This window comes from Pseudonocardia sulfidoxydans NBRC 16205, from assembly GCF_007989085.1.
Lineage (GTDB): Bacteria > Actinomycetota > Actinomycetes > Mycobacteriales > Pseudonocardiaceae > Pseudonocardia > Pseudonocardia sulfidoxydans.
In genome coordinates this window covers 1-15,401 of record NZ_BJVJ01000109.1, presented here as the reverse complement: position 1 = coordinate 15,401, position 15,401 = coordinate 1, and the positions used below count along the sequence as shown (strand labels likewise).

Genomic DNA, 15,401 nt, shown 5'->3' with positions numbered 1-15,401 from the left:
GGTGACGCCCATGCCGCCGCTCACCTGGTGACGCCCATGCCGCCGCTCACCTGGTGACGCCCATGCCGCCGCTCACCTGGTGACGCCCATGTTGTAGGCGGTGAGCCGCCACATCGACTTGCCGGGCCTGCGCCCGAGCACCGCCCAGTGGGCGTTGCCCATGCCCCCGACGGCGGGCCACACCGTCTGCGGCAGGTCGAGCAGGCCGGAGACCATGCCGGCGATGACGCCGCTGTGGGCGACGAGCAGCACGGTGACGTCGGCGTCGCTCTCGGCGTACTCGGCGTCGAGCTCCTCGACGAGCGGGACCGAGCGGGCGACGACCTCGACGCGGGTCTCTCCCGCGGGCGGGCGCCACGAGGGGTCGGAGCGCCAGGCGTCGATCGCGCCGGGAGTGTTCTTCTCGATCTCGACGATCGACTGCCCGCCCCAGTCGCCGAGGTCGGTCTCGCGCAGGCGCCGATCGTGTTCGACGGTGAGCCCGGTGACGGCGGCGACCTCGTCGGCGGTGCGGGCGGCGCGGCTGAGGTCGGAGCTGATGAGGCGCGTGGGCTCGAACCGGGCGAGCTGGGGTGCCGCGTCCCGGGCCTGCTGCACTCCGGCCCCGGTGAGCGTCGAGTCGATGTGGCCCTGCATGCGGCCCTCGACGTTGTGGTCGGTCTGTCCGTGCCGCAGCAGGACGACCCGGCGCAGGCTCACCCGGCCGCGCCGGAGGGCTCGGTCTCGTCGGGCTCGACCCGGGCCTCCGGGAAGTCGAGCACCGAACAGTCCTTCCACAGCCGGTCGAGGCCGTAGAAGCCGCGCTCCTCGGTGTGCTGGACGTGGACGACGATGTCGGTGAAGTCGAGCAGCACCCAGCGGCCCTCGCGGGTGCCTTCGCGCCGCGTCGGCTTGACGCCGTGCTCGCGCAGTTTCTCCTCGATGCCGTCGACGATCGCCGAGACCTGCCGCTCGTTGGGCGCGGACGCCAGCACGAAGCAGTCGGTGATGACGAGCTGCTCGGAGACGTCGAGCACGAGGATGTCCACGGCCTTCTTGTCCGCGGCCGCCGCCACTGCCACGCGGGCCATCTCGATCGCCTGATCGGTCGCCGTCACGGTTCCCCTTCCCACGCGACCCGGGGATCGGGACCGCGCGACGTCGACGATTGTCCCAGGACGGGCGAGACGGCCTCAGGTGGGTTCGTCGGTCGGCTTCCGGTAGAGCGAGCGCTTCGAGATGTACTGGACGACACCGTCGGGGACGAGGTACCAGACGGGGCGGCCCTCGGCGACGCGGCGGCGGCAGTCGGTGGACGAGATGGCCATGGCCGGGACCTCGACGAGGGAGACCGCGCCGTCGGGCAGATGCTCCGCGTCGAGCTCGTAGCCGGGGCGGGTGACACCGATGAAGTGGGCGTTCTCGAACAGCTCGTCGAGCTTGCGCCAGGACAGGATCTGTTCGAGGGCGTCGGCTCCGGTGATGAAGAACAGCTGCGCCTCGGGGTTGGTCTTGCGCAGGTCGGTGAGGGTGTCGGCGGTGTAGGTGGGGCCGCCGCGGTCGATGTCGACGCGGCTGACCGAGAAGCGCGGGTTCGACGCGGTGGCGACGACCGTCATGAGGTAGCGGTCCTCGGCGGGGCTGACCTCGGCGGCGGTCTTCTGCCAGGGCTGGCCCGTGGGCACGAAGACGACCTCGTCGAGGTCGAAGCGGTCGGCGACCTCGCTGGCCGCGACGAGGTGGCCGTGGTGGATCGGGTCGAACGTCCCACCCATCACACCGATCCTGCGCGTCATCGCCGCAGCTTAAGGGGCGGGCGGACCGGGACCGATCATCGCGGGTAGGCGTGCCTGAACTGGATGCTGATGCGGGGCGCGCAGGCGCGGACCTTGGGGACGCTGTGCTGGCGGGTGCGCTGGCAGGTGCCGCCCATGACGAGCAGGTCACCCGGGCCGGGCTGGAACGACACGCTCGGTCCGCCGCCGGTGGGGCGCAGCCGGAAGGGGCGCACCGCGCCCAGCGACACCAGCGCGACGACGGCCGACGGGAGCTCGCGGGCGACGCGGTCGCCGTGCCAGGCGACGCTGTCGGCGCCGTCGCGGTAGAGGTTCGCCCCGACCTGGGTGAACTCGACGCCGTACCGCTGGCTGAGCAGGCCTGCGAGGCCGGTGAGCGGGGCGGGCGCGTCGGCGAGGGTCCAGCGGTGGGTGAGCCGGGGCTCGACGACCGTGCGCTCGTACATGCGGACGGTCCGCCCCGCCCACGGGGTCCGGGCGAGCAGGTCGGCGAAGAGCCGGTCGGCGCCGTGGAGCCAGCCCGGCCCGTGGTCGACCCAGGCGCCGTCACCGAGGTCGTGCCGGACGACCCGGGCGAAGTCGCCGGGGAGCGGATCCGGCCCGTCGTCGAGCAGCGACGGCTGCCACGCGAGATCGATGGCCATGCCGGGGACGCTACACTCGTTCGAACATCAGTTCGAGTGCGTCACCGTTCGAGGGCGGTGGCGAGGAAGGTCAGCTCGCGCCGGATCGCGGCTGCGCCGTCGCCGACGTGGCGGGCCACGGAGTGGCGGTAGCTCACCGCGGAGGCGAGCAGGTGCGCGGCGCTGTCCACGTCGGCGTCGCAGCGCGGGAGGGCCGCGGCGATGACGTCGCGGATCTGGTCGACGAGGAGGTCGAAACGGGTGTGCAGGGCGTCGAGCACGGCGGGGTGGGTGTCGGCCTCACGCCACAACAGGTGTGAGAGCAGCGCCGACGAGCCGAGTGAGGCGTCGAGGCGGGCGACGAGCCGGTGCAGGCTCTCGGTGACGTCGCCGGGGACGACGACGGCGGCGGGGTCGACGCGCTCGTCGGGGAGGCGTTCGACGAGGGCTTCGAGGAGGTCGGGTTTGCGGGCGAAGTAGTAGTGCACGAGCCCCTTGGGCACGCCTGCGCGGTCGGCGATCCGGGAGGTCGGCGTGGCGTCGAAGCCGGACTCGGCGAACAGCGTCTCGGCGGCGTCGAGGATCCGCTCGCGGGCGGGCCGCTCGTCGGTCATCGGGTCATTCTCGCTTCCGGGAACGGCGCACCGGGGACGGGCACACGCAGCGGCCGCGACCCGATCGGTCGCGGCCGTCGCTCTTTCAGGAGGGTCAGTGCTGTGCGGTGAGGCCGGTGTGGCCGTGCTGTGCCGCCGGGATGGCGGTGAGCCCGACGACGACCGCGAGGACGCCGGCGACCCAGGAGGTCCACGACGCCCCGAGGAGGTCGCTGTAGCCGAGGACCCACGGCGAGATGAACAGCAGCACGCCCAGCACGGCGTGGACGTACTCGCTCGCGACGGACTTCGGCGCGGCGAGCGACCAGAGACCGGTCGCGGCGAGGAGGACCCCGAGGACGACGAGTGCCCACACGGCGGCGGTGTCGACGGTGAACACGAGTGGCGAGAGTGCCGCCAGTACGCCGATCACCACTGCCGCCCAGTCCTGCCAGCGTTGCCATGACCTGGTGGTCATAGCGATCACCTTCTTTCGTGACGATGCCCCGAGTCTGCGCCTTGACTGACCGGCCGGTCAAGGTGGCTCCGTGTCTGCTGGGTCACCCGCAAGTCGACGACAAGTCGGCGGTAAGTGGGCCGCCGCAGAGTGGTCCCCGTCAGCTCGAACGACACACCGCCACGACCCCCGAAGGACCGGAGAGACCGATGACCGCCGCCACCGCCATCACCCCCGACCTGCTCGGACTGCGCCTGCTGCACCGCGCGATGCGCACCGAGCTGCACCGCACCACCGCGATGGCCGAGCGCCTCGCCGACGTCCGCACCGGCTGCTCCCCCAAGCGGGCCAAGGCCATCGACAGGTGGGTGCGCGACCTGTGCGCCGAGATCCACCACCACCACACCGCCGAGGACCTCGACGCGTGGCCGGTCATCGCCGCGCGGGCCGGCGCCGCCGTCGACCTCACCGAGCTCTCCGACGACCACGCCGCCCTCGACCCGCTGCTCGACCGGTTGCGCGCCGCCTCGCAGGCCCTCGCGAACGGCCGCCCCGAGGAGCAGCCCGCGCTGGCCGCGGAGCTGGCCGCGGCGCTGCGCGTCATCCGCGACGAGCTCGACGAGCACATCGAGGCCGAGGAACGCGACGTCTTCCCGATCGTCGAGCAGTACGTGCCCGCGGCGGAGTGGAAGGCCGTCGAGGCGGCCGTCCAGAAGCGCAAGGGCGGCCCGGGCGTCGCGTTCCAGGTCCCGCGGATGGTCGCCGTCGCGACGCCCGACGAGCTGGCGGCGATGCGCAAGGTCGCGGGCCCGGTGCTCGTCGCCCTCCTCAAGGTGATCACCCCCGCCTACAACCGGCGGGTCCGCCTCGTGTTCGGGTGAGCCCTCAGCCGAGCTGCGCGGCGGCGCGCGCCGCCCAGTGGGGCGCGCCGAGGCGCTCGGCGAGAGCGACCGCGCCGCGGAAGTGCTCGTCGGCCGGGCGGTCCAGCAGCCTCGCCAGCCGGCCGAGTGTCTCGTCGACGGGACCGAGGGTGACCGTTCCGCTGGAGAGCCCGGCGAGCGTGCCGGCCCAGGGGCGCAACGCCGCGTAGCACTCGGCGGCGACCTCGCGGTCGGCGAGCGCGACGGCCGTCTCCGACCGCATCGCCATCCCGAGCTGCCAGTAGTACGTGCGGCGCTGCGGGATGTCGGGTCGCCACACCTGCCGGGACCGATCCAGGTCGCCGGCCATGGCCAGGGCGAGCGCGTACGACTCCGCCGCCTCGACGGGGGCCCGCTCGTGCACCGTCGCGAACACGGCCAGCAGCCGCTCGTCGACCCGGCCGCGGGCGTGCGCGACGGCGAGCCCGCCCAGGATCGCGATGAGCGCCGCGTTGGTGACCCCGCCCGCCTCGAGCCGCGCGCCGATCTCGGCGTAGGCGCCCTCGGCGGCGTCGAAGTCGCCGACGACGAGCGCCCGCAGCGCCGCGAAGATCGCCGACCAGCCGAGGGTGAACCCGAGCTGGCCACCCGGCGCGGCGGCGACCGCGGCGTCGACATGGCGTTGCGCCGCGTCGAGATCCTGCTCCGACGCGGCATCCATGAACAGCAGGTGCAGACCCTGGGCGCGGTAGCCGGGGAGCCCGGCCCGCGTCGCGATCTCGACGAGCTCGGTGCCGACGCCTTTCATCTCGTGCCACAGGTCCGGCCCGAAGATCGCGTAGAAGCGGGCGTTGAGCGCGAGGCAGCGCAGCGCCGGGTCGGCGCCCTCCGCCTCGGTGAGTGCCAGCGCCTCCGCGGTGAGGTCGCGGACCCGCTCTTCCTGCTCCCCCTCGATCTCGAAGACCAGCGACGTGAGCAGCCGGACGCGGTCGGCCGGGTGGTCGGTGCGGTCGAGAAGTCCCTCGAGCACCTCCACGAGCCGGGTGTCGACGGCGTTGTCCGCCCGCAGTGTCCACGACACCGGGGCGTCGTAGCAGGTCACGACCCGGGTCAGCGTGGCGTCGGCGACCGGGCTGCCGTCCAGCGCGAGGTCGAGCGCCTCGGCACGACGACGCACCGCGGGGGCCGTCGCGCCCGACTGCGCGAGCGCCGACACGTGCGCGCACAGCACGTCGAGACGGGCCTCGCGGTCGAGCCCGGCGGCGTCGAACCGGTCGGCGACGGCCGCCCACAGCCCGGCGGCCTGCCGGTGCGCGCCCGCGGCCGCGGCGGCGCGGGCGGCGTCGGAGGCGAGCACGACGGCCCGGCGGGCGTCGACGGCCGCACCGGCGGCGAGCGCGTGATGGGCCAGCGCGCTGCGGTCGCCCGGCCGGACCGCCTCGACGGCGGCGAGCGCCGCGGCGTGCGCCCGCGTCCGGCGCAGCCGCGGCATGTCCTCGTAGAGGGTGTCGCGCACCAGGACGTGCGCGAACCGCACGCTGGCCGGGTCGGGCTCGGTGAGCAGCCCGGACATGACGCCCAGCTCCAGCGCGTCGAGCGCCTCGTCCTCGCTCGCGTCCCCGACCAGCGCCAGCAGGGTGTCGACGTCGACGTCGCGCCCCAACACCGCCGCCTGCCGCAGCACCGTGCGGGCCTGCGCGGGAAGCCGGGCGAGCCTGCGCCGCAGCACGTCGCCCACCCCGGCGGGCACAGCGGTCGCCGCGGTCCCCCAGCCCTCGGCGGCGGCGAGCCGCGCGGTCTCCCGCACGAACAGCGGGTTGCCGTCGGTGCGTTCGGCGACACGCGTCACCTGTTCCTCGGTCAGCTCACCGGACCCGTTGCGACGCAAAAGCTCCGCGATGGACGCCCGGTCGAGACCGGTGAGCTCGATGCGGTCGCCGATGGGCCCCGCGAGGGCGGCGAAGGTGGCGGCCAGGTCGTCGCCCGCCTCGGCGGGCCGCAGCGTCGCGACCACGAGGAGGCGGTGCCCGGCAAGGCCTCCCGCGACGGTGCGCAGCAGCTGCAGGGACTCCCCGTCGGCACGGTGGAGGTCCTCCACCACGACGAGCAACGGCGTCGCGGCGGTGCGGGAGGCGACCAGGTCGGCCACGGCCGTCGCCAGCCAGAACGTGCGGTCCGGGGTGATGGGCCCGGCGTCGAGCAGCGGGGCGAGGCGCTCGGCGAGCTCCGGGGTGGGCGGGTGCGTGGCGGTCAGGGCGGTGACGATCTCGCGCCACGGCCAGCCGGGCGGGGCACCCTCGGCCTCCGGGCAGTGTCCGACGACCGTGTCCCAGCCGCCCGCCGCGAGCTCGGCGCGGAAGCCCTCGACCAGCGTCGACTTGCCGACGCCCGCGTCGGCCGACACGAGCACGACCTGCGGTCCCGGTGACCCGGCCCGCGCCGCGGCGGCCCGGAGCCGGTCGAGCTGGGCGTCGCGCCCGAGCAGGAGCGGCGGCTCCGCGACGGGCGGGGCGGGCGCAGCGGCCACCGGCTGCACCGGGGTCACGGGGGCCGACCCGAGATGCGGCGCGTGTGCCAGCACGTCGCGTTCCAGCTCCCGCAGCGCCGGTCCGGGGTCGACGCCCAGCTCGTCGGCCAGCCGCGACCGGGCCTTGGCGAGCACCGCCAGCGCGTCGGCCTGCCGCCCGGCCCGGTACAGCGCGAGCGTGAGCAATCGGACCGCCTCCTCGCGCAGCGGATGGTCGCGGACGTGCCGGTCGAGATCCGGGACGACGGCCGCGGACTCCCCCGCGGCCAGCCGGGCCTCGGCGAGCCGCTCGACGGCCTGCAACCGCAGCTCCGTGAGCCTCGCCGCCTCGGGCGCAGCCCACGGCTCGTCGGCGAACTCCGCGTACGCGGGCCCCGCCCAGCAGTCCAGCGCGGCACGCAGCGGCGCGATCGCGGCAGCGGGCGCCAACGCGGCAGCCTCGTCGAGCAGGCGCGCGGCCCGGCGCGCGTCGAGGGCGTCGGGCTGCAGCGCGAGTGCGTAGCCGGGCGCGACACTGACCAGCACCGTGGCCGGCGCGCGGGGCGGGCGGTTCGGCTCGAGGATGCGCCTCAGGTGCGAGACGTGGACCTGCAGCGCGGCCAGCGCGCGCGGCGGCGGTTCGCCCGACCAGATGTCGTCGACGAGCAGGTCGGCCGAGACGGGCTGCCCGCCCGCGACGGCGAGCCGCGCCAGCACCGCGCGCTGCCGGGGACCCCCCAGGTCGGCGGGCCGGCCGTCGACGTCCGCGCGCAGCGGACCGAGGACCGACACCGAGACCACGGCGTCACGATACGGGCCGTCCGGACGGCGGGCGTGATCAGCCGGGCAGCTGCGACCGCACCCTGCGCGACGGCGAGAACATGAACAGGCTCACCAGGTCCGGGGCGTCGACGACACCCGGCCCGCCCGCCCGCACCCACTCCACGATGCCCTCGGTCACGTCCTCGTCGAGCACGTCGCGCAACCACACCGGGCGCGCCCCCGCGGCCCGGCCCGCCGACGACGGTGACACCACGACCACGTTGGACTGGGCGCACACGTCGAGACAGTCGCTGGCGCGGACCTTCCCGGTGTCGCCGACCCCGTCGACGATCCGGTCGAACTGCCCCAGGTGGTCGACACCGGGGTGCTTGCGCGCGGTGCCGCAGCAGCAGCCCCGGCAGACGGTCACCCGGCAGGGAGCGCCCGAGCGGCCGGGTTTCGCGCCGTCACGGCTGGGCCGACGGAAGCTCACCGGGCACGTCTGACGCCGACGATCTTCACCCCGTGAGGGTACCCGGCCGCTCAGGCGTGCGAATGCGCCCAGGTCGAGGCCTGCTCGGCGACGTGTGCGACCGCACCGGCACCCCACCGGTCGACGGCGGCGTCGCGCTCAGCCGCGTCGGCGCCGGTCACCGTGAGGACCAGCCGGGCGCCGTGGCCGGTGCCCTCGCCCAGCTCGAGACGGACGGTGTCGCCGGGCTCGGCCGGCGCGACGTCGAACGCGAGGACCCGCGGCCGCTCGACCTCGGTGACGGTGCCGCGCACGACCTCCTGCGCCCGGAACTCCTCCCCCACCGCCGGACCGGCGAGCCCGCCCAGGAACAGGTCCCACACCACCTCGGCCGGGCAGGTCAGCTGCCGCTCCCAGCGCACCGACCAGCCGGCCGGACCGTCGCGGCGCTCCGGACGGTCGAGCCCGAACCGGGCGACGAGCTCCTCGTGCCGGGCGACCGCCCGCCCCGACGGCGGCACCGGCTCCCCCGTCAGGACCGGCGCGAGCGCGTGCAGGCACGTCTCCCAGCCCGCGGCGTAGCTGGCTGCGCCGTAGCGGTCGTCGAACGTCGTGACCAGTACGAACCGCGTCCCGTCGCCGTCGGGTTCGAGCTCGAAGCGGAGCTCGTCGGTGTCCCAGGTGAACGCGAACACCCGCGGCGGGTCGCACTCGACGACCTCACCGGTGACGACGAGGTCGGGGCCGAACCCGAACGTCATCGCGCCGCCGACCCACAGGTCGACCTCGACCGTCGACGGGAACCACTGCGCCAGGTGCGCCGGCTGCGTGACCGCCCGCCACACCTTCTCGACGGGATGGGGGTAGCGACGTTCCAGGCGCAGGGCCCAACGGCCGGCGACGGGGCCGAGCTCGGGTTCACTCATCGGGGCCGTCCTCCATCCGGTCGAGGTGGTGGCCGAGCGCGTCGAGACGGTCGGCCCACATCCAGCGGTAGGGCGCGAGCCAGTCGTCGATCGCGGCGAGCGGCGTCGGGTCGATCGCGTACCAGCGACGTTGTGCGTCGGCGCGGACGGTCACGATCCCCGCCTCCCGCAGCACGCGAAGATGCTTGGAGACGGTCGGCTGGCTGACGCCGAGGGCGGCGACCAGGTCGGTGACGGTCCGCGGGCCGGTGCGCAGCAGATCGAGGACACGTCGGCGCGTCGGGTCGGCGACGACGGCGAACGGCTCGGACACGCCCCGAACATACCGCTCCAGGTATATACGTCAAGCGGCATGTATATCGTCGCAGGTGGAAGGTCGTGAGTGGCGATAGTCGCTATAGCGACTATCGCCACTCACAGGGATCAGATCGGGAGCAGTGACTCCACGACGTCGGCCAGCTGCGCCGCGGTGCGGCACTCGTGCATGGGGACGACGTCGGCGTAGCGCAGCGCCGCGGAGTCGCCCGTCCCCCACTGCCGGCGCGGCTCCGGGTTGAGCCAGTGGGTGTGCCGGGCCTGCCCGGCGAGGCGGCGCAGCACCGTCAGGTTGGGATCGCGGTAGTTCGTGCGGGCGTCGCCCAGGATCAGCAGCGAGCTGCGCGGGGTGAGCGCGTCGGACCAGTACTCGGCGAAGCTGCCGAAGGAACCGCCGTAGTCGGAGTGCCCGTCGAACGCGACGAGGGAGGCCTCGCGCAGCACCCGGTTCATCACCCCCGACAGCTCGGCGCCGGGCTCGAACAGGTGGGTCACCTCGTCGGCGCGTTCGACGAACGCGAACACCCGCACCTTGCTGAACTGCTCGCGCAACGCCTGGACCAGCAGCAACGTGAAGTGGCTGAACCCGGCGACCGAGCCGGACACGTCGCACAGCACGACCAGGTCGGGGCGGCCGGGGCGGCGCGCCTTGAACGCGGGGTTCATCGGGACCCCGCCGGTGGACATCGAGCGGCGCAACGTGCGGCGCATGTCGAGCTCGCCACGCTTGGCATGTTTGCGACGCACCGCAAGCCGGGCGGCGAGCCTGCGCGCCAACGGGTGCACGGTGCGGCGCAGCTCGGCGAGCTGGCCGGCGTAGGCGGAGAGGAACTCGACCTGCTCGGCCTGCTTGGGCACCGCGGTCCGGGCGACCTGCTCACGGCCGCGGGTCTCGGCGGTGCGGCGGCGGACCTCGTCGGTGATCATGTCGCGGAACCGGGCGATGCGGTCACGGATCTCGCGGCGCAGCACCTCGTCGGAGAACGAGCCGGGTTCGATGTCGGGGTCGCGCAGGGCGTCGACGATCCGCGCCAGCAGCGTCTCGGGCGAGAGCAGCCGCAGCGCCTGGTAGGCCGACCAGCTCGGCTGCGCTCCCGGCCGGTCGCTCTGGGCCCCGGACCCGGTGCGCGCCAACGCGTCGACGACCGCGCGGGCCAGCTCGGCGAGCGACGCGTCGTCACCGTCGCGCAGCAGGTCGGCGAGGATGTCGCGCAGCGCGTCGACATCGACGTCGCCGTCGTCGGCGTCCCCGAGCCGCGGCACCTCGACCTCCCCCGAGCCGGCGCCCAGCGCGGCGGGGAAGTACAGGTCGAACAAGGTGTCGAACACCTTGCGCTGTCCGGAGCGGCGCAGCACGGCGGCGGCGAGGCCCTCGCGGAGCTGGTCGCGGTGCAGCAGGTCGAGCGCGGTGAGGACCGTCGCCGCGTCGATCGTCTCCCCCGGCCCCACCGCGACCCCGTGCGTACGCAGCGCCGCGACGAAGTCGACGAGGTGCCCGGGGAGGCCGTGCGGGGCGAGGAGCGCCATCAGTTCAGCCTCAGCTCCGCGGCTGCCTTGACCTGGTCGGACTGGTGTTTGAGGACGACGCCCAACGTCGCGCGCACGGCGTCGTCGTCGAGGGTGTCCATCCCCAGCGCCAGCAGCGTGCGGCCCCAGTCGATCGTCTCGGCCACCGACGGCGCCTTGCGCAGCTCCAGGCCGCGCAGCACGCGGACGGTGCGCACGAGGGCGTCGGTGAGCGCGCCGGTCAGCTCCGGGACCCGGCTCGCGACGATCCGCCGCTCCAGGTCGGCGTCGGGGAAGTCGAGGTGCAGGAACAGGCAGCGCCGCTTGAGCGCTTCGGACAGCTCGCGCGTCGAGTTCGACGTCAGCACCGCGAACGGCTTGCGCGTCGCCGTGATCGTACCCATCTCCGGGACGGTCACCTGATAGTCCGACAGGACCTCCAGCAGCAGCCCCTCGACCTCGACGTCGGCCTTGTCGATCTCGTCGACGAGCAGCACGGTCGGGTCGGCCCGGCGGATCGCGGTGAGCAGCGGCCGGGGCAGCAGGAACTCCTCGGAGAAGACGTCGTCACGCGTGCGGTCCCAGCTCTCGGCGCCCTGGCTCGCGGTGATGCGCAGCAACTGCTTCGCGTGGTTCCACTCGTAGAGCGCGCGCGCCTCGTCGATGCCCTCGTAGCACTGCAGCCGCACCAGCTCGGCCTTGGTCGACTCGGCGACGGCCTTGGCCAGCTCGGTCTTGCCGACGCCGGCCGGACCCTCCACGAGCAACGGCTTGCCGAGCCGGTCGGCGAGGAACACGGTGGTGGCGACGGCCGTCGACGCGAGGTAGCCGGCCGCCGCGAGCCGCTCGGTCACGTCGGCGACCGACCCGAACGACGGCGACTGGAGTGGGCTCACGTCTCGCATCCTGCCTGCCGGACGCCCGATTCGCCCAGGGGCGTCTCAACGGGTGCCACGAGTCACAACGCGGGCGGCGAGGTGTCTCACGGGGAGACCGGTTCGGAAGTGTCGGCGGCAGCGGGCACGATGGGGTCATGGCTCCACCCACCGCTGCCACCCACGCTCCTGCGCTGCGCGACCGCGCCGAGGAGCTGCTCGTCGGGCTCGCCGGGCCCGGCGCGCGGCTGCGCGAGGACCAGTGGACCGCGATCCACGCCCTGGTCGCCGAACGCCGTCGCGCGCTCGTCGTGCAGCGCACGGGATGGGGGAAGTCGGCGGTCTACTTCGTGTCGACGGGGCTGCTGCGTGAGCAGGGCGCCGGTCCGACGGTCATCGTGTCGCCGCTGCTGGCGCTGATGCGCAACCAGATCGAGGCCGCGGCCCGCGCGGGCATCAACGCGGTCACGGTGAACAGCGCGAACGTCGACGACTGGGACGCCACCTACGCGGCGATCGACGCGGGCGAGGTCGACGTCCTGCTGGTCAGCCCCGAGCGGCTCAACAACCCCGACTTCCGCGACCGGGTACTCCCCCGGCTCACCGCGTCCGCGGGGATGCTGGTGGTCGACGAGGCGCACTGCGTCTCCGACTGGGGGCACGACTTCCGGCCCGACTACCGGCGCCTGCGCAACCTGATCGCCGACCTGCCCGACGGCATCCCGGTCCTGGCCACCACCGCCACGGCGAACGACCGGGTGGTCGTCGACGTCACCGAGCAGCTCGGGCTGTCCTCGGGTGAGCCGCTCGTGCTGCGCGGCACGCTCGACCGCGACAGCCTGCGGCTCTCCGTGGTCCGGCTGGCCACGCCCGCACAGCGGATGGGCTGGCTCGCGTCGCGTCTCGACGACCTGCCGGGTGCCGGGATCGTCTACACGCTCACGATCCAGGCCGCCGAGGAGGTGGCCGCGTTCCTGCGCGAACGCGGCTACGCCGTCGCCTCCTACACGGGCAAGACCGACCCCGACGCCCGCCTCGCCGCCGAGGCCGACCTGCTGGGCAACCGCGTCAAGGCCCTGGTGGCGACGTCCGCGCTCGGCATGGGGTTCGACAAGCCAGACCTGGGGTTCGTGGTCCACCTCGGGGCGCCCGCGTCGCCGGTGGCGTACTACCAGCAGATCGGACGTGCGGGCCGCGCGCTCGACCACGCCGAGGTCGTCCTGCTGCCCGGCCGCGAGGACCGCGACATCTGGAACTACTTCGCCTCGCTCGCCTTCCCGCCCGAGCCGCTCGTCCGCCAGACCCTCGACGTGCTGTCCGACGCGCCGCTGTCCACGGCGTCGATCGAGACCCGCGTCGACCTGTCGCGGACCCGGCTGGAGATGCTGCTCAAGGTCCTCGACAGCGACGGCGCCGCCAAACGCGTCAAGGGCGGCTGGATCTCCACCGGCGAGCCCTGGTTCTACGACGCCGAACGCCACCAGCGCATCGCCGCGGCCCGCAAGGTCGAGCAGCAGGCCATGCTCGACTACATCGCCACCGACCGCTGCCGGCTCGCGTTCCTACGCGCCCAGCTCGACGACCCCGGCGCCGACGACGACCCGCGCTGCGGCCGGTGCGACGTCTGTACCGGGCAGGTGTTCTCCCCCGAGGTCGACGCGGCCGCCGCCACCGCGGCCGCCACCCGGATCGCGCGGCCCGGCGTCGTCGTCGCGCCCCGCAAGCAGTGGCCCAGCGGCATGAAGGACGTCGGGGTCCCGCTGGCGGGACGCATCTCCGCGGGCGAGGTCGCCGAGGAGGGCCGCGTCATCGGCCGGCTCTCCGACATCGGCTGGGGCACCCGGCTGCGCGAGCTCGTCACCGGCGACGACCAGCCCGTCCCCAAGGACGTGCTCGACGCCGTCGTCACCGTTCTCAAAGGATGGGACTGGGCCGCGCGCCCGGTCGGAGTCGTCGGCATCGGGTCGCGCACCCGCCCGCACCAGCTCGACCACCTGGCCCGCCGCATCGCCGACATCGGCCGCCTGCCGCTGCTGGGAACGCTCGCGCCGCACGGCGAACGCCCACCCTCCCGGGACAACTCCGCGCAACGCCTCGCCGCCGTCGCCGACGCCTTCGACACCTCGTCGCTGCCGGCGCTCGACGGGCTCGACGGACCGGTCCTGCTCGTCGACGACGTGATTGACAGCGGCTGGACCATGACCGTCGCCGCCCGCGCGGTCCGGCTCGCCGGCGCCCCCGCGGTGCTGCCGTTCGCGCTGGCCCAGACGGGCTGAACCCGCCCTCAGCCCACCGGCGCCCGCAGGTACTCGACCAGCACCGTCGCCGACGGCAGCGCCACCACGCACTCCCCCACCGGGCGCGGCGCGCCGCGAGGCGACACCGTGAGCCGCAGGTCCGCCGAATGCGGCCGCTCCGCACCGGCCCAGGCCTCGACGAGCCCCGCGACCCGCGCCGCGAGCTCCGCCCCGACATCGCCGTGGCAGCGGACCCGGGCCGGGCCACCACCGTCGTCCTGCACGATCGCGACGAACCCGCCCGCCCCCGGGACCGCGAGCGTCGCCCGGGCGCCCCCGATCTCCACCAGCTCCGCCGCCGACGCCGACCCCGCGGCACCGTCACGGGCCAGCAGCCGGAACGTCGCCGGCTCGGCGAGGGCGAGCCACAGCCCGAGCCCGTCCCAGACGTCGGCCGCCGACAACCGCACACCCAGCGGCGTCTCCGGGCCCGGCCGGTCGAGGGCCCCGCGCATCACGGGCCGGTCCGGCAGCGCGACGGCGGGGTCGGCGGGTTCGGCCCACCAGCCCCCGTCGTCGAGCGCGACGACCTGCTCCTCCCCCGCACCCTCCCCGCGCAGCCGGATGAACGCGCACGACCGCACCGACGCGCTGCGCAACAGACCGTCCACGCCCAGGTCGAGCGCCACCGACAGCTGGCTGCCCCGCACCCGCAGCGGCAGCAGCAGCCGCCCGCCCGCCACGAGCTGCGCGATCCACTCCGGCCGCAGGTCGGCGGCACCGACCGTGAGCACCACCCGGTCGTACGGAGCTCCCGCGGGATGCCCAAGGGCGCCGTCGCCGGTGACGAGCACGACGTCCGGGTACCCGGCCGCGGCCAGGTGCTCCGCGGCAGCGGCGACGATGTCCTCGTCGATGTCGACCGACGTCACCGTGCCCGCCCCGCCGACCAGCCTGGCCATCAGCGCCGCGTTGTAGCCGGTCCCGGCGCCGATCTCGAGGACCCGTTGCCCGGGGTGCAGGTCCAGCTGCTCCAGCATGATCGCCACCATCGACGGCTGCGACGCCGAGCTCAGCGCCACCCCGTCCACGACCTTGGTCACGACCGCGTTGTCCGCGTACGCCGTCTCGACGGTCGAGTCCGGCAGGAACAGGTGCCGCGGCACCGTGCCCATCGCCCGCGCGACGGCACCGGAACGCACACGACCGTCGCGGCGCAGCGCGTCGACCATCCGCGCCCGCGCCCCCTGCGCGGAATCCATCCGCGGGAGTCTGCCACCGCCCGCCCACCCGGGCAGCCTGGACGATCACCGCCGCGCCGTGGAAGAGCCGCGCGCAACCTCACGGTCCTCCCAGAGCCGATCCACGACGCTCAGGTTGCGCCCGACCCCGGCCCACCCCCGACTCAGGTTGCGCCCGACCCCGGCCCACCCCCGCCCGACCTCACAACCGCCCGCAACCTCACAGTCCTCCCAGAGCGGATCCACGACGCTC

15 protein-coding genes are annotated in these 15,401 nt (G+C 74.4%); 2 read left to right on the top strand and 13 right to left on the bottom strand.

Going from position 1 to position 15,401, the window contains the following annotated elements; all coding sequences use genetic code 11:
• Positions 1–72: 72 nt before the first annotated feature.
• The 6 genes from PSU4_RS28675 to PSU4_RS28650 all read right to left on the bottom strand — a co-directional run bounded on the left by PSU4_RS28675 (position 73) and on the right by PSU4_RS28650 (position 3,469).
• A complete protein-coding gene (locus tag PSU4_RS28675; protein WP_147115384.1) occupies positions 73–699 on the bottom strand; it encodes a histidine phosphatase family protein in 627 nt (208 codons plus the stop codon).
• Positions 696–1,097, bottom strand: a complete 402-nt coding sequence (rsfS, locus tag PSU4_RS28670) for a ribosome silencing factor (protein WP_147115381.1) — start codon at positions 1,095–1,097, stop codon at positions 696–698. The genes PSU4_RS28675 and rsfS overlap by 4 nt, the downstream gene beginning before the upstream one ends.
• A gap of 75 nt (positions 1,098–1,172) precedes the next feature.
• Complete coding sequence (gene nadD, locus PSU4_RS28665) at positions 1,173–1,775, bottom strand: nicotinate-nucleotide adenylyltransferase (protein ID WP_147115378.1); 603 nt, start codon at positions 1,773–1,775, stop codon at positions 1,173–1,175.
• A 35-nt stretch (positions 1,776–1,810) separates the two neighbouring features.
• Positions 1,811–2,419: an alpha-ketoglutarate-dependent dioxygenase AlkB gene (locus PSU4_RS28660; protein WP_147115375.1), complete on the bottom strand. Its 609-nt coding sequence runs from the start codon at positions 2,417–2,419 to the stop codon at positions 1,811–1,813.
• 41 nt (positions 2,420–2,460) lie between these two features.
• Positions 2,461–3,012 carry a TetR/AcrR family transcriptional regulator gene (locus PSU4_RS28655; protein ID WP_147115372.1) on the bottom strand — a complete coding sequence of 184 codons (552 nt, stop codon included), beginning with the start codon at positions 3,010–3,012 and terminating at the stop codon, positions 2,461–2,463.
• 94 nt (positions 3,013–3,106) lie between these two features.
• Positions 3,107–3,469, bottom strand: coding sequence for an SPW repeat domain-containing protein (locus PSU4_RS28650; RefSeq protein WP_186817239.1), 363 nt, complete (start codon positions 3,467–3,469; stop codon positions 3,107–3,109).
• A gap of 188 nt (positions 3,470–3,657) precedes the next feature.
• On the opposite strand from PSU4_RS28650, the gene PSU4_RS28645 reads away from it, so the two are divergent.
• Positions 3,658–4,329, top strand: a complete 672-nt coding sequence (locus PSU4_RS28645) for a hemerythrin domain-containing protein (protein WP_222596432.1) — start codon at positions 3,658–3,660, stop codon at positions 4,327–4,329.
• A gap of 4 nt (positions 4,330–4,333) precedes the next feature.
• Here the strand turns inward: PSU4_RS28645 and PSU4_RS28640 are convergent, their stop codons facing one another.
• The 6 genes from PSU4_RS28640 to PSU4_RS28615 all read right to left on the bottom strand — a co-directional run bounded on the left by PSU4_RS28640 (position 4,334) and on the right by PSU4_RS28615 (position 11,700).
• Positions 4,334–7,615, bottom strand: a complete 3,282-nt coding sequence (locus PSU4_RS28640; RefSeq protein WP_147115369.1) for an ATP-binding protein — start codon at positions 7,613–7,615, stop codon at positions 4,334–4,336.
• A gap of 37 nt (positions 7,616–7,652) precedes the next feature.
• Positions 7,653–8,006, bottom strand: coding sequence for a hypothetical protein (locus tag PSU4_RS28635; protein WP_147115367.1), 354 nt, complete (start codon positions 8,004–8,006; stop codon positions 7,653–7,655).
• 113 nt (positions 8,007–8,119) lie between these two features.
• Positions 8,120–8,974: an SRPBCC family protein gene (locus PSU4_RS28630; protein WP_147115364.1), complete on the bottom strand. Its 855-nt coding sequence runs from the start codon at positions 8,972–8,974 to the stop codon at positions 8,120–8,122.
• Positions 8,967–9,287 carry an ArsR/SmtB family transcription factor gene (locus PSU4_RS28625; RefSeq protein WP_147115361.1) on the bottom strand — a complete coding sequence of 107 codons (321 nt, stop codon included), beginning with the start codon at positions 9,285–9,287 and terminating at the stop codon, positions 8,967–8,969. Before PSU4_RS28625 ends, PSU4_RS28630 begins: the two co-directional genes overlap by 8 nt.
• A 110-nt stretch (positions 9,288–9,397) precedes the next feature.
• Positions 9,398–10,816: a vWA domain-containing protein gene (locus PSU4_RS28620; RefSeq protein ID WP_147115359.1), complete on the bottom strand. Its 1,419-nt coding sequence runs from the start codon at positions 10,814–10,816 to the stop codon at positions 9,398–9,400.
• The gene (locus tag PSU4_RS28615) at positions 10,816–11,700 is read right to left on the bottom strand and encodes an AAA family ATPase (RefSeq protein ID WP_147115355.1); all 885 of its coding nucleotides are present in this window, start codon (positions 11,698–11,700) and stop codon (positions 10,816–10,818) included. The genes PSU4_RS28620 and PSU4_RS28615 overlap by 1 nt, the downstream gene beginning before the upstream one ends.
• 128 nt (positions 11,701–11,828) lie before the next feature.
• Between PSU4_RS28615 and PSU4_RS28610 the strand changes: the two genes are divergently transcribed.
• Positions 11,829–13,946, top strand: a complete 2,118-nt coding sequence (locus PSU4_RS28610) for a RecQ family ATP-dependent DNA helicase (RefSeq protein ID WP_147115353.1) — start codon at positions 11,829–11,831, stop codon at positions 13,944–13,946.
• 8 nt (positions 13,947–13,954) lie between these two features.
• On the opposite strand, the gene fxlM is transcribed toward PSU4_RS28610, so the two are convergent.
• The gene (fxlM, locus tag PSU4_RS28605) at positions 13,955–15,169 is read right to left on the bottom strand and encodes a methyltransferase, FxLD system (RefSeq protein WP_147115350.1); all 1,215 of its coding nucleotides are present in this window, start codon (positions 15,167–15,169) and stop codon (positions 13,955–13,957) included.
• Positions 15,170–15,401 lie beyond the last annotated feature (232 nt).

Bases quoted from the DNA above. Each gene is read 5' to 3' on its own strand.
- fxlM (WP_147115350.1), bottom strand. From the start codon at position 15,169: ATGGATTCCGCGCAGGGGGCGCGGGCGCGGATGGTCGACGCGCTGCGC.
- PSU4_RS28615 (WP_147115355.1), bottom strand. From the start codon at position 11,700: ATGCGAGACGTGAGCCCACTCCAGTCGCCGTCGTTCGGGTCGGTCGCC.
- PSU4_RS28620 (WP_147115359.1), bottom strand. From the start codon at position 10,816: ATGGCGCTCCTCGCCCCGCACGGCCTCCCCGGGCACCTCGTCGACTTC.
- PSU4_RS28645 (WP_222596432.1), top strand. From the start codon at position 3,658: ATGACCGCCGCCACCGCCATCACCCCCGACCTGCTCGGACTGCGCCTG.
- PSU4_RS28630 (WP_147115364.1), bottom strand. From the start codon at position 8,974: ATGAGTGAACCCGAGCTCGGCCCCGTCGCCGGCCGTTGGGCCCTGCGC.
- PSU4_RS28610 (WP_147115353.1), top strand. From the start codon at position 11,829: ATGGCTCCACCCACCGCTGCCACCCACGCTCCTGCGCTGCGCGACCGC.
- PSU4_RS28660 (WP_147115375.1), bottom strand. From the start codon at position 2,419: ATGGCCATCGATCTCGCGTGGCAGCCGTCGCTGCTCGACGACGGGCCG.
- nadD (WP_147115378.1), bottom strand. From the start codon at position 1,775: ATGACGCGCAGGATCGGTGTGATGGGTGGGACGTTCGACCCGATCCAC.
- PSU4_RS28655 (WP_147115372.1), bottom strand. From the start codon at position 3,012: ATGACCGACGAGCGGCCCGCCCGCGAGCGGATCCTCGACGCCGCCGAG.
- PSU4_RS28650 (WP_186817239.1), bottom strand. From the start codon at position 3,469: ATGACCACCAGGTCATGGCAACGCTGGCAGGACTGGGCGGCAGTGGTG.